14 protein-coding genes and 1 riboswitch are annotated in these 13601 nt (G+C 47.5%); all 14 genes read right to left on the bottom strand.

Annotated features, from left to right (window positions below; translation table 11 throughout):
* Positions 1-12: 12 nt before the first annotated feature.
* Positions 13-816 carry a glutamate racemase gene (racE, locus tag BLQ32_RS16720; RefSeq protein ID WP_053165479.1) on the bottom strand — a complete coding sequence of 268 codons (804 nt, stop codon included), beginning with the start codon at positions 814-816 and terminating at the stop codon, positions 13-15.
* A gap of 16 nt (positions 817-832) precedes the next feature.
* Positions 833-1285, bottom strand: coding sequence for a MarR family winged helix-turn-helix transcriptional regulator (locus tag BLQ32_RS16715; protein ID WP_036806084.1), 453 nt, complete (start codon positions 1283-1285; stop codon positions 833-835).
* Positions 1286-1359: 74 nt separating this feature from the next.
* Positions 1360-1827 (bottom strand): acyl-CoA thioesterase, encoded by a 468-nt coding sequence (locus BLQ32_RS16710; RefSeq protein WP_074511306.1) that lies wholly within the window; start codon positions 1825-1827, stop codon positions 1360-1362.
* 164 nt (positions 1828-1991) lie between these two features.
* The gene (locus BLQ32_RS16705; RefSeq protein WP_074511304.1) at positions 1992-2180 is read right to left on the bottom strand and encodes a hypothetical protein; all 189 of its coding nucleotides are present in this window, start codon (positions 2178-2180) and stop codon (positions 1992-1994) included.
* A gap of 178 nt (positions 2181-2358) precedes the next feature.
* Complete coding sequence (sdhB, locus tag BLQ32_RS16700; RefSeq protein WP_036806078.1) at positions 2359-3129, bottom strand: succinate dehydrogenase iron-sulfur subunit; 771 nt, start codon at positions 3127-3129, stop codon at positions 2359-2361.
* Between the two features lie 18 nt (positions 3130-3147).
* Positions 3148-4896 carry a succinate dehydrogenase flavoprotein subunit gene (gene sdhA / locus BLQ32_RS16695; protein WP_036806076.1) on the bottom strand — a complete coding sequence of 583 codons (1749 nt, stop codon included), beginning with the start codon at positions 4894-4896 and terminating at the stop codon, positions 3148-3150.
* Positions 4897-4941: 45 nt separating this feature from the next.
* Positions 4942-5556, bottom strand: a complete 615-nt coding sequence (locus BLQ32_RS16690) for a succinate dehydrogenase cytochrome b558 subunit (protein WP_074511302.1) — start codon at positions 5554-5556, stop codon at positions 4942-4944.
* Between the two features lie 635 nt (positions 5557-6191).
* Positions 6192-7406 carry an aspartate kinase gene (locus BLQ32_RS16685; protein ID WP_036806069.1) on the bottom strand — a complete coding sequence of 405 codons (1215 nt, stop codon included), beginning with the start codon at positions 7404-7406 and terminating at the stop codon, positions 6192-6194.
* A 125-nt stretch (positions 7407-7531) separates the two neighbouring features.
* A riboswitch (Lysine riboswitch) is annotated at positions 7532-7707 on the bottom strand.
* A 37-nt stretch (positions 7708-7744) separates the two neighbouring features.
* Complete coding sequence (gene uvrC, locus BLQ32_RS16680) at positions 7745-9541, bottom strand: excinuclease ABC subunit UvrC (protein WP_074511300.1); 1797 nt, start codon at positions 9539-9541, stop codon at positions 7745-7747.
* Between the two features lie 46 nt (positions 9542-9587).
* Positions 9588-9902 (bottom strand): thioredoxin, encoded by a 315-nt coding sequence (gene trxA / locus BLQ32_RS16675; protein ID WP_036806063.1) that lies wholly within the window; start codon positions 9900-9902, stop codon positions 9588-9590.
* Between the two features lie 155 nt (positions 9903-10057).
* Complete coding sequence (locus BLQ32_RS16670) at positions 10058-11023, bottom strand: electron transfer flavoprotein subunit alpha/FixB family protein (RefSeq protein WP_074511298.1); 966 nt, start codon at positions 11021-11023, stop codon at positions 10058-10060.
* Between the two features lie 223 nt (positions 11024-11246).
* Positions 11247-12020: an electron transfer flavoprotein subunit beta/FixA family protein gene (locus BLQ32_RS16665; protein WP_036806053.1), complete on the bottom strand. Its 774-nt coding sequence runs from the start codon at positions 12018-12020 to the stop codon at positions 11247-11249.
* Positions 12021-12040: 20 nt separating this feature from the next.
* Entirely contained in the window at positions 12041-12814 is a 774-nt protein-coding gene (locus BLQ32_RS16660) for an enoyl-CoA hydratase (RefSeq protein ID WP_036806050.1), read from the bottom strand.
* A 17-nt stretch (positions 12815-12831) separates the two neighbouring features.
* The gene (locus tag BLQ32_RS16655; protein WP_083335390.1) at positions 12832-13416 is read right to left on the bottom strand and encodes a fatty acid metabolism transcriptional regulator FadR; all 585 of its coding nucleotides are present in this window, start codon (positions 13414-13416) and stop codon (positions 12832-12834) included.
* Positions 13417-13601 lie beyond the last annotated feature (185 nt).

The raw sequence follows: 13601 nt of genomic DNA, 5'->3' as shown, positions 1-13601 counted from the left end.
CAGCCGGAGCTATCAGGTTTTTGGGAACCGAATGGAATGGATGACGGGTTCTTCAATCTTCAACCATTTCTCGATAATGGTCTGGAAAATCGGAAGCGAGCCGGATGTATAGAAATGATGCACCGGCGGCCGTTTCCAGTCAGCGAATTTCTGTGCAAACCGGAGATGCCGTTCCACATCTTTAGCTGTTTCCTGCGCAGAGGACACCACTTGTACGCCTTCTCCAAACACTTCTTCGATAAAGCCCTGCAGGAGCGGGTAATGGGTGCATCCCAGAATCGCCGTATCAAAAGTTTCCCCTTCAATTTGGGACAGCGTTTCCTGTACCATTTTGCGGGCAAACTCTCCTTCGTATTCGTCACTTTCCACAAGAGGCACAAAACGCGGACAGGCAAGCTGAACCACATGCGCAGATGAAACCAGCGACTTGACCGCTTTTTCATAGGCACCGCTTTGCACCGTTCCAAGCGTTCCGAGAACGGCAATATTCTTCGATGAAGAATTTTTGACCGCCGCCCGGGCACCGGGGAAAATTACCCCGATCACTGGAATCGGCAGCTTTCTTTGCAGCGAATTCAAAGCGGCGGCTGTTGCCGTGTTGCAGGCGATGACCAGCATCTTGATCCGCTTTTTCATCAATGCCTGGGCCATCTGCCACGTGTACTTCTTGACTTCCTGAAGGGACCGCGGGCCATACGGGCAGCGCGCATTGTCCCCTATGTAATAAATCTGTTCATTTGGCAGGAGTTTCATAATTTCCTTTGCAACTGTCAATCCGCCTACTCCTGAATCAATTACTCCAATTGGCGCATTCACATTCATCGCCTCAATTCTATTTCATGTTGTTGTGAAGTTTCTCAAGCAAGAATGATAATTGCTCCACTTCGTCTCCGTCGAAATCAGCGAGAACATTTTCCAAATAATCCTGGCGTTTCTTTATTACTTCTTCAATGATGCGTTCGCCTTCTTTTAACAGCTTGATGCGCACGACGCGGCGATCCTGTTCTTCGCGGATGCGGACGACCAGTTCGTTCTTTTCCATTCGGTCGACCAGATCCGTCGTTGTGCTGAATGCCAGATACATTTTATTGGAGAGGTCTCCAATGGTCATGTCCCCATGCTCAAAAAGCCATTGCAAAGCAACAAACTGCGGAGGAGTAATGGTATAGGAATTTAAGATTTCCCGGCCTTTTTGCTTGATGATGCCGGCGATATATCGAAGTTCTTTTTCCAGAAACGCGATCCGTTCCGGATCATGGAGATTCGTTTGGTTGTTATCATTCATTGAAATCAACACTCCTTGGCTACGATCTACTATAACTATAGTGACGCTTTTTTATTCATAACGCAAGAACTCACTCAATTTTTAGAAGAAATTAAGCGATTATTTGTTAACAGTTCCTTCTCCTGTTCGGTCCAGGGATGGCCTTTTCCGGTTTTTTTCGAAATCTGTACCATGGCACCGCGGCCGGTAAAGCAGGTCTCCCCTTTTTCGTTGGTGACCCAGTAATGCACGTTGATTGAAGAATTGCCGATCGACTCCACTTTAACGTGGACTTCCAGCTTTTCATCGAAATAAACCTGCTGGGTATAATCCACCTGGATGTCCGCCACAACCGGGAACAATTCATTGCCGCCGGTCAGCCAGCTTTGCATCAATCCCAATTCTTTCATGTATTCGATGCGGGCAAATTCAAAATACGTAATCGGCACGGTGTTGTTGACATGCCCGAACATATCCGTTTCTGAAAAACGGACCTGAACCGGCGCCGAAAAACGGAATCCTTTTTTCCAATCCTCAAAATCCTTGATGTAAGCTGCTTTCATAAATGAACCTCCACCCATCTCTTTGTTTTTTTAGTATAGCAAATATTCCAAAGGGAAGGTTGCGGCATTTGTCCTATAAACAAAATAAAAACCCTGCCGAGGCAGGGTTTTGGGTAGGAGTAGACGATAAGAAAAGGAAGAAGTTTCTCCGCTTTTCTTGTTGTCTAGCTGCAACGGCCAGGTTCTCGGGTCATAAGCCAACCCAGCTGTGTGGCAAAGAACGCCACTTCGCTGTTCTGTCTTATGCCTGTCGAACCTGAACGGCCGTTTCCGCTTTTCTTGCTGTCTAGCTGCAGCGGCCAGCCCCTCGAGTCGCTTCGGTCTTGCTGCGAATGGCAAAGGACGCCATTCACTTCAAGCCCTCCAGCGCTTGTCGGGGCTAAAACGGACGCTTCCGCTTTTCTTGCTGTCTAGCTGCAGTGCCCAGATTCTAGGGTCATAAGCCACTCCGGCTGTGCGGCTGAAAACACGCCGCTTCGCCAGATTGTCTTATGCCCGTCGAATCTGCACGGGCACTTCCGCTTTTCTTTACTAGTCTACCATTCTGTCGCTTCCAAAGAAGTTGCGGAACATTTGAACAGTTGTGTCGCGGTTCAAAGCAGCGATTGAAGTTGTCAAAGGAATTCCTTTTGGACAAGATTCAACACAGTTTTGAGAGTTACCGCAGCTTGCTAATCCGCCTTCGCCCATGATGGCATTCAAGCGGGCGTCTTTGTTCATGGCGCCTGTTGGGTGCGCATTCATAAGACGAACTTGTGAAAGTGGAGCTGGTCCGATGAAATCGGATTTATCGTTGACGTTCGGGCATGCTTCCAAGCATACGCCGCAAGTCATACATTTAGACAATTCGTAAGCCCATTGGCGTTTGCGCTCAGGCATACGCGGCCCTTCGCCAAGGTCATGAGTTCCGTCAATCGGAATCCATGCTTTGACTTTTTTCAATGAATCGAACATACGGCTGCGGTCAACGACCAAGTCGCGGACTACAGGGAATGTTTTCATCGGCTGAAGGCGGATCGGCTGTTCCAATTGGTCAACTAGAGCTGTACACGACTGGCGCGCTTTGCCGTTGATGACCATTGAACATGCGCCACACACTTCTTCAAGGCAGTTCATGTCCCATGTTACTGGAGTGGTTTTTTTCCCTTCCATGTTAACCGGGTTGCGGCGAATTTCCATCAATGCCGAAATGACATTCATGTTCGCGCGATATGGCAATTCGAACTTCTCCATGTACGACTCTTCGTTCGTGGAGTTTCTGCGTTCGATTTCAAATATAACCGTTTTTGCTGCTTCACCCATGGTAAAATAGCTCCCTTCTTAGTGTTTCGCTGAGTAATCACGTTTACGAGGCTCGATCAACGAAACATCGACGTCTTGATAAGAGAAAATCGGCGCGTCGTAACCGTTGAATTTCGCCATAGTCGTTTTCAAGAATTCTTCGTCGTTGCGTTCCGGGAAATCAGGCTTGTAGTGAGCGCCGCGGCTTTCGTTGCGGTTTAACGCTCCAAGAGTGATCACTCGTGCTAAATGTAGCATATTTTTCAACTGACGGGTAAACATAGCGCCTTGGTTGCTCCAAAGCTGTGTATCCGTGATGTTGATGTGATTGAAACGCTCAAGCAACTCCTGGATTTTTTCATCCGTCGCTTGCAGTCGATCGTTGTAGCGAACCACGGTTACGTTGTCCGTCATCCATTCGCCAAGCTCTTTGTGAAGCACATACGCATTCTCTGTACCGTCAAGAGCAAGAATTTCTTCCCATTTGCGCTGCTCTTCAGCAACTGCACGTTCGTAGATGTCTGAAGGAAGATCTTCTGCAAGAACTTCTAAGCCTTCGATATACTCCAATGCGTTCGGCCCTGCTACCATACCGCCGTAAACAGCAGATAGAAGCGAGTTAGCACCTAGGCGGTTTGCACCGTGCTGAGAGTAATCACATTCACCGGCAGCAAGTACGCCTGGAATGCTTGTGAACTGATGGTCATCAACCCATAAACCGCCCATTGAATAGTGGACAGCCGGGAAGATTTTCATCGGTACTTTGCGAGGGTCATCACCTGTGAATTTCTCGTAAATCTCGATGATGCCGCCCAATTTTATGTCCAATTCTTTTGGATCTTTGTGTGATAGATCCAAATAAACCATGTTTTCGCCATTGATTCCTAGCTTTTGGTTAACGCAGACATCGAAGATTTCGCGTGTTGCGATATCACGAGGCACCAAGTTACCGTAGGCCGGATATTTTTCTTCCAGGAAGTACCAAGGCTTGCCGTCTTTATACGTCCAGATACGTCCGCCCTCACCGCGAGCAGATTCGGACATTAGACGAAGTTTATCGTCTCCTGGAATCGCTGTCGGGTGAATTTGGATGAATTCGCCGTTCGCATAATACGCGCCTTGCTGATAAACGATCGAAGCTGCAGACCCCGTGTTGATGACAGAGTTTGTCGATTTTCCGAAGATGATCCCCGGTCCACCAGTTGCCATGATCACAGCATCCGCACGGAAAGCTTTAATTTCCATTGTTGTCATGTTTTGCGCAGTAATCCCGCGGCCTACGCCTTGGTCATCCAGCACAAGGCCAAGGAATTCCCAGCCTTCGTATTTTGTAACCAGTCCGCTCACTTCGTGGCGGCGAACCTGCTCGTCAAGAGCGTAAAGCAATTGCTGGCCGGTTGTTGCGCCCGCGAAAGCGGTTCTGTGGTGCATCGTTCCCCCAAAACGGCGGAAATCAAGAAGTCCTTCCGGAGTCCGGTTGAACATAACGCCCATACGGTCAAACAAGCGGATAATCGCTGGTGCTGCATCCGCCATTGCTTTAACCGGACGCTGGTTCGCCAGGAAGTCTCCACCATAGACTGTATCGTCAAAGTGAATATCCGGTGAATCTCCTTCACCTTTTGTATTTACAGCCCCGTTTATCCCGCCTTGAGCACAAACCGAGTGGGATCTTTTAACTGGGACGATAGAAAATAAATCAACGGGTGAGCCTGCTTCGGCTGCTTTTACAGCTGCCATTAATCCTGCAAGGCCGCCCCCGACAATAATAAGTTTGCCTTTCGCCATTTCGGTATTCACTCCTCTTTTAATTCACCAATAATCCAATCGTTCTTAAACGAACGCGAATAAAGCTCTAATACCAATCACTGAAAGCACAACAAACACTAGAAGCGTGAAATAAGTTGCGCCGCGTTGAGCTTTTTCAGACTGCGTGATTCCCCAAGTAACAAGGAAAGACCAAAGTCCGTTTGCCAAGTGGAATGTTGCCGCTACAACACCGACAATATAAAACGCTAACATTAATGGATTGCTTAAAATGTTTTCCATCATGTTGAAGTCCGCTTCGGCCGCATTGCCGATTGCAACTTGGAAACGAGTTTCAAACACGTGCCATGCGATAAAGATCACAAGGAAAACCCCTGTATAGCGTTGTGCTGTGAACAATGCATTGCGCATGTAGCTGTATTTGCCCACATTGTGTTTTGAAGTAAACGCTATGTATAAACCGTAGAAAGCATGATACAACAACGGTAAATAAATAACGAAAATCTCCAAGAAGATGACGAATGGAAGATTCGCCATGAAGTGAGACGCATTATTGAATGACGATTCACCCTGCGTTGCAAAATGGTTGACGATTAAGTGCTGCGTCAAGAACAATCCGATCGGAATAATCCCGAGCAAAGAATGTAACCTACGCAATAAAAATTCTCGATTTTCCAAAATTTTACCTCCCTCAAGACATTGTTACGCAGCAAAAAAAAGACAATCGTTCAAAGACGAAAGCTTTTTCTAACTGCCTTACATCATGATACAAAATTATGACATATTTATTGTACTCTCCGATAATAGGAGCGTCAAGGCAACCGAAGGTTTTTGTCTATGATTCTTAATTGTAATTTATTATATTGATATCAAATTTTCATCCTTTGTGAAAACGGTTCCTTTTTCGCTGCTTCGACCGCAGATTTTGCTGTTAACGACATAGAAGCTGTTTGGTCTGGAGAAACTGAAGAAATCCGTCAATCTTTTTCTGTTTGTAGAATGTGAATTTTATCACAAAAACGTATAGTTAAGTTATTTGGTAAACACCGGGCTATTTCTTTCTATACTTATATAACAATTCCGCTTTAACGTGTTAAAAGGGAGGCGCATTGTCATTTTTCTGACATATATAATAACACCACTGTCTGCCCCTTTGTTCTAACGGGCCATTTACTGTCGTCATCCGGTCCGATTCACTAAATGATGCCTCCTGTTCTTCTTCGCTCCAGCGGAAGGTAAACCGGAACCGCTTAACACATGGGTGTCGGTAAAACGAAAATCGCCCGCTCACAGGCGGACGCTTTTCCTCTATCTATTTATTCTGATAAGCCGAATGCATCGTGCAGCGCATTTGCGGCTGCTTGCATATCCGTTTCCGGCACCACGACGGAAATTTTAATTTCCGACGTGCTGACCATTTTGACTGGAATGCCCTGGACGCGGAGAATGTCGAACATTTGCGCCGCGACGCCGGGGTTGGAAACCATGCCGGAACCGACAATGGATACTTTTGATAAGCCGACTTCGTAATTCGCCGCTGAGAAGCGAATGTCTTCCTGGAATTCATTCAATACGCGTTTTGTTTCTTCGAGGCTTTCTTCTTTGATGGAGAAAGACACCGACGGCGGAAATTCGTCCGTGATGCTCTGCACGATGATGTCCACATCAATATGGTGTTCGGCCAGCTTCGTAAAAATATTGGCCAATGACCCATTGAACGGCTTTTTATATGATACGGTCACCCGTGCAATGCCCGGTTCAAATGCAACGCCACGAACGATTAAGTTTTTCTCCACAGTGATCACCTCTTGTATGATTGTACCCGGTTCGTCCGAATAGCTGGCTCGGACGGATAACGGGACTTTGTTGTTTTTCGCAAATTCTACAGCACGCGGATGCAGGACGCCTGCACCGAGATTGGCAAGCTCAAGCATTTCGTCATACGAGATCTGCTCAAGTTTGCGTGCGCCGGTCACGGAACGCGGATCGGACGTATACACGCCGTCCACATCGGTATAAATCTCGCATTTGTCTGCACCAAGTGCGGCAGCGAGCGCGACAGCAGTCGTATCAGAACCGCCTCGGCCAAGCGTCGTGATGTTGCCGATCCGGTCCACTCCCTGGAATCCGGCAACCACACAAATAAAGCCGTTATCAAGCACCCGTTCCAGCCGCTCGGTGTGGATGGTTTCAATGCGGGCGTTGCGCGGAACAGATTCCGTTTCAATGCCTGCTTGCCAGCCGGTAAACGACAGCGCTTCATGGCCCAACGATTTAAACGCCATCGCCAACAGCGAAATGGTCACTTGTTCACCTGTAGCGAGCAGCATGTCCATTTCCCGTTTTGACGGCTCCGCTGATATTTCCCCTGCCAAAGCTAGCAGCGTATCGGTTGTTTTGCCCATTGCCGATACTACAATCACGACCCGATGGCCTTTTTCTTTTTCCCGGATTGCCCGTTTCGCGACACCGATAATTTTTTCAGGTGTTGCCACAGAAGTCCCGCCAAATTTCATTACCACTGTTTTCATGTCCATTCACTCCCACATTTTTAAGATGTGGCTCTCAGCATGCCAAGTTTGGCAATAAAAAAAGGCAGCTCGCTGCGGATGCAGCAAACTACCTCTTTTATCATGTACGAATACGAAAAACGTCCATGTGAGATAGCCCTCCAGAGATTGACTCTGACAGCCCGGCACTTCTTAAATGCCGGACCAGCATACGGGTTTGCAATCACTCCGCACACTTCGGCGACCGCCCCTTTCCCCAAACTTCACAGATTTTGCAAATCTCCGAATGGATACTATTGACGTTCGCGCCTCTATCATCACTTTTCCAAGTGATTCAATTATGTTTTTACGATAGCATGTTATTGCTCGCTTGGCAATGCCTGCTGGGCAAAATGCTGCCGGATGGAGGTCGCAAGGCTCAGCGGCATGCCCGCTTCGCGCAATTCTTCCACCGTCGCTTCTTTGATTTTCTTGACGGAACCGAAATGCTTCAGCAGCTGCTGTTTGCGTTTTGGCCCGACGCCTTCCAAGTTATCGAGTGCCGACTGGATCGAATTCTTCCCGCGCAGCTGGCGGTGGAATGTGATGACAAACCGGTGAACTTCGTCCTGGATGCGCTGCAAGAGATAAAACGCTTCGCTTGTGCGCTTCAGCGGCACCACTTCAATCGGATCTCCGTAAAGCAGCTGGGACGTCTGGTGCTTGGCGTCTTTTGCCAGGCCGGCAATTGGTATCGACAAGCCCAGTTCATCTTCCAGGATTTCACGTGCGGACTCCATTTGCCCTTTCCCGCCGTCAATGACGATCAAATCCGGCAAAGGCAAGCCGTCTTTTAACACGCGTGAATAGCGCCGGCGGATTACTTCCCGCATGGCGGCATAATCATCGGGTTTGGATGCATTGCGGGTTTTGTATTTGCGGTAATCTTTTTTCGATGGTTTGCCGTCGATAAATGTAATCATCGCGGATACGGCATCGGCTCCCTGGATATGCGAGTTATCAAATGCTTCAATGCGGAGCGGCGTGGCAATATTCATTGCTTCCCCCAGCTCCAAACAAGCGCCGACTGTCCGCTCTTCCTGGCGCTCCAATAGCCCGAATTTTTCCTTGATGGCAATATCGGCATTTTTCTTCGCCAGTTCCACCAAATCCTTTTTCTTGCCGCGCTGCGGCACCAGCACCCGGATATCAAGCCATTCCCTCACCAATTCTGCGTCAACGCCTTCCGGCACCAGCACTTCGTTCGGTTTCATGTGGTGCGACTGTTCGTAAAATTGGCCGAGATACGTCATGAACTCGTCCTGCGGGTCGCGGTACAGCGGAAACAGCGAAACGTCTCGTTCGATCAGTTTGCCTTGGCGCACGAAAAACACCTGTACGCACATCCACCCTTTGTCGACAGCATAGGCAAAAACATCGCGGTTGGTAAAATCGTTCATCGCCATTTTCTGTTTTTCCATGACCGTTTCAATATGCGAGATCTGGTCACGGTATTCCTTCGCCCGTTCAAACTCCAGGTTTTCGGAAGCCTCAGACATTTTTTCGACGAGCTGCTCTTTCACTTCCCGGAATCCGCCGTTCAGGAATTTGGTGATGCCGTCGATCATTTCCTGATACGTTTCCTTTTCCACCGGTTTGATGCACGGCGCCAGGCACTGCCCCATATGGTAATAAAGGCAGGCGCGGTCCGGCATCGTGTGGCATTTCCGGAGCGGATACAACCGGTCGAGCAATTTCTTCGTTTCACTTGCGGCATATGCATTCGGATAAGGCCCGAAGTATTTGCCTTTATCGCGCTTGACTTGGCGCGTAATGATCAACTTCGGATGGCGCTCACCCGTAATTTTCAAGTACGGATAGGTTTTGTCGTCTTTCAGCATGATGTTGTATTTCGGATCATGCTTTTTGATCAAGTTCAATTCCAAAATCAGTGCTTCTTTTTCGGAATTGGTGACGATATATTCAAAATCCACGATTTCCCCTACCAGCCGCTGCGTTTTGGCGTCATGGCTTCCCGTGAAATACGACCGTACGCGGTTTTTCAGCACCTTGGCCTTGCCGACATAGATAATCGTATTTTGGCGGTCTTTCATCAAATAACAGCCGGGCTGGTCGGGAAGGATTGCTAATTTATGTTGAATCAGTTCGTTTGCCATAGTCTCACCCTATTAAAAAACCGGGCCACCCGGACCCGGTTTAGAATTATGCGTGTTGGTTAACCAATTCTGCCAAAGCTTCTTTTGGTCTGAATCCAACCACTTTGTCAACTGTTTCTCCGTCTTTCATCAATAGAAGAGTCGGAATTGACATGATGCCGTATTTGCCGGCAGTTTCTTGGTTTTCGTCAACGTCTACTTTTACGATTTTTACTTTATCGCTCATTTCAGCGTCTAATTCTTCCAATACTGGAGCAATCATTTTACAAGGTCCGCACCATGTAGCCCAAAAATCTACTAATACTAAACCTTCTGAGATTTCTTGTGAAAAGTTCTGATCTGTTCCGTGTACAATTGCCATGAATAATTCCTCCTTAGTAGTGTAACCAAACTATGCTCTGATTATAGCATGCCCAAATTCGCCTAGCTATTTATTTGCCTAATGCTTCTTTACCCGGAAAATACCGGAGATAAACGAAGAAACGGCTCCTCTGTATTTAGAGGAGCCGAGTGGAATTACATTACTTTCTTGAACTCTTCAGTCAACATCGGAATGACTTCAAACAAGTCGCCTACGATGCCGTAGTCTGCCACTTTGAAAATATTCGCTTCCGGATCTTTGTTGATCGCTACGATGACTTTCGAGTTGGACATACCAGCCAAATGCTGGATAGCTCCTGAAATGCCGGCAGCAATGTAAAGGTCCGGTGTTACCACTTTTCCTGTCTGGCCGATTTGCAGGGAGTAGTCCACGTAATCTGCGTCACAAGCTCCACGCGAAGCGCCTACAGCGCCGCCAAGCAAGTTTGCCAATTCCTGAAGCGGTGCAAAGCCATCTGCACTCTTCACGCCGCGGCCTCCTGCAATAATCACTTTCGCTTCTGAAAGGTCAACCCCTTCAGCAGATTTGCGGACAACGTTTTTGATGATTGTGCGCAAGTTCGTGATATCGACAGACAATGAGCTGACGTCGCCTGAACGTTCTTCTTTTGCAAGAGGAGCGATGTTGTTCGGGCGTACGGTAAAGAACAACAAACCGTCTTTGTTTTTCACTTTTTCAAACGCTTTACCAGAGAAGATCGGGCGAACAAATACAGCGTCATCGCCTTCCCCTTCAATAGCAGTTACGTCAGAAATCAAACCGGATTGCAATTTCGTTGCAATTTTCGGCGACAAGTCTTTGCCGACCGCTGTGTGGCCGAAAACAAGTGCTTCCGGGCTTTCCTGTTCGACGACTGCCATAAGCGCCTGGCCGTAGCCATCAGATGTATAATGCTTCAAATGTGGGTGTTCGACTGTTACGACACGGTCCGCACCGTAGTTTATGAGTTCTGCTCCAAATTCGCTGACAGCGTCCCCTAGCAGGACAGCTACCACTTCTCCGCCATCAGAAACTTGTTTTGCAGCAGCAATTGCTTCGAATGAGACATTGCGCAACGCGCCTTCGCGCGTTTCCGCCAATACTAATACTTTTTTCGACATAGTCCGTTTACCCCCTAAGTAGATGTGAAAATGTATGGAACGAAATCGTTGCGGTTAAAGCTGAAGCAAGCTGATTATTAGGCCGCCTCCGCTTTTCTTTATTGTCCAGCTGCAGCGACCAGATTCTCGGGTCATAAGCCACTTTGGCTGTGCGGCTGAAAATACGCCGCTTCGCCAAATCGTCTTATGCCTGTCGAATCTAAACGGTCGCCTCCGCTTTTCTTTATATAACTTTCGCTTCGTTGCGAAGCAGGCTGACCAATTCAGATACTTGGTTTGTCAGATCGCCTTCAAGTACGCGTCCTGCAGCTTTTTTCGGCGGCAAGTAAACTTCAATGGTTTCTGTTTTCGCTTCTACATCGTCTTCTTCGATATCCAGGTCATCCAGTTCCAGTTCTTCAAGCGGCTTTTTCTTCGCTTTCATGATTCCTGGAAGTGATGGGTACCGCGGTTCGTTCAAGCCCTGCTGTGCAGTTACCAACAATGGCAAAGACGTTTCAAGTTCTTCTGCATCCCCTTCGATGTCGCGGACGATCGTTACAGTAGAACCCTCAATTTTCAAATCAGTGATTGTCGTTACGTAGTTGATGCCCAGCAAGTCTGCTACGCGAGGCCCGACTTGGCCAGATCCACCGTCAATTGCCACGTTCCCGGTCAAAATCAGATCCGGCTCTTTGTCTTTCAAGTATTCAGCCAGTATGTACGCAGAAGTAAACTGGTCCATTTCTTCTAAATCATCTTCAGTATTGATCAAAACTGCTTTGTCAGCACCCATAGCCAATGCTGTGCGCAGTTGCTTTTCAGCTTCTTCTCCGCCCATTGTGACAACGGTTACTTCCCCGCCGTGCTCATCGCGGACAGTGATGGCTTCTTCAATCGCGTACTCATCGTATGGATTAATGATGAATTCCGCGCCGTCTTCCTGGATTTTGCCACCAGAAACGACGATTTTTTCTTCTGTGTCAAACGTACGTTTTACCAATACATAAATGTTCATGAACGTAAACCTCCCAAGTATTATTTCCCTTTGAATTGTGCTTCGCGTTTTTCCAGGAAAGCCTGGATGCCTTCTTTTGCATCTTCCGATACGAAAACGGTGCCGAAAGATTCCGCCTCGGCGTCCACCCCTTCAAAATAAGAAGCAGATTTGGCGTATTGCAGCATCTGGATCGCCGCTTTTACCGATACCGGGCTTTTCTTCGCAATTTTCTTTGCAATTGAAAGCGTTTCCGAAAGTAAGTCTTCTTCGGCATAAGCCCGGTTCGCAAGCCCAAGTTGAGCTGCTTCCTTGCCTGAAATCGGATCACTTGTCAACAGCATTTCAGCTGCTTTCGCCACCCCGACGTATCTCGGCAGACGCTGCGTGCCTGCAAAACCGGGAATCAGTCCAAGCTGAAGTTCCGGCAATCCCAGTTTAGCATTTTCGGAAACGAATCGCATGTGGCAACCCATCGCCAATTCCAGCCCGCCGCCAAGTGCTGCACCGTGAATCGCTGCAATCACCGGTTTGTGGAAGGTTTCGACACGTTCGAAAACTTGTTGGCCACTCGCTGATAATTTCGAAAATTCTTCACCTGAAGAAACTTCAGTAAACTCTTTGATGTCTGCTCCAGCAGAAAAGAAACGTCCTTCTCCGTGCAATAAGACAACCCGGACTTCGTCGTCGTTTTCCACTTCATTAAGCAGCTGGTCCACTTCGAGAATAAGCGACCTCGATAAAGCATTTGCCGGCGGGCGGTTGATTGTAGCAATCGCCACACCGTCTTCTTTTTTCCAACTGATAAATTCCATCCGATGAGCCCCTTTCTTTAAGCGCGCATCCCCTTCATCAACAAGCGATGAACTTTCGGCGCCAAATCGACTAAATCATATTTATGATCGTTCATTACCCAAGTGGTAATCGTCTCATCCATTGTACCAAAAACCATTTGCCTTGCGAGTCTGATGTCCATATCTTTGTCAAATTCGCCATCTTCCATCCCTTTGACCAAAATCTTGTCCATCTGCAATAAATACTCCCGCAACACACCATTTATTTTCATGCGGATCTCATGGTTTGATTGCCTGAGTTCGAGCTGGGTGACGATGGCGAGGTGCAAATCGCCTGAAAGAAGTCCGAAGTGGCTTTCTATCATCAACCGGAGCTTTTCGGAAGCAGAAACTTCTTTTGTAAGAATGTGTTCCAGCTTCTCGACGAACATGCCCATTTTTTCCTGAAAAACAGAAATGAGGATATCCTCTTTGTTTTTGAAATATAAATAAATCGTTCCGTCCGCAACTCCGGCCTGTTTCGCAATCTTCGAGACCTGCGCTTGATGATAGCCATTTTCAGCAATAACAATCACTGCTGCATCAACGATTTGCTTGTATTTCGGTTTATCCTTCTTTACCAATTCATCACCACCCAAAAAAATATGAAAATATGAATGGCGGTTCATTCATATTTTCATATTATAGTTAATTTACTATTGTGTCAAGCTTTTGTCCTGCTTTAACGGTCAGTAACTCTCCCACTTCTTCAAGCGGAGATCTACTGGCCGATTGGATGAACTCACAACCAGCAGGGATGAAGAAAATC

The sequence above is a fragment of the Planococcus glaciei genome, from assembly GCF_900099655.1.
Classification (GTDB): Bacteria; Bacillota; Bacilli; order Bacillales_A; family Planococcaceae; genus Planococcus; species Planococcus glaciei.
Note: the sequence above shows the minus strand (reverse complement) of the source record. Positions and strands in the feature narration are given on the sequence as shown.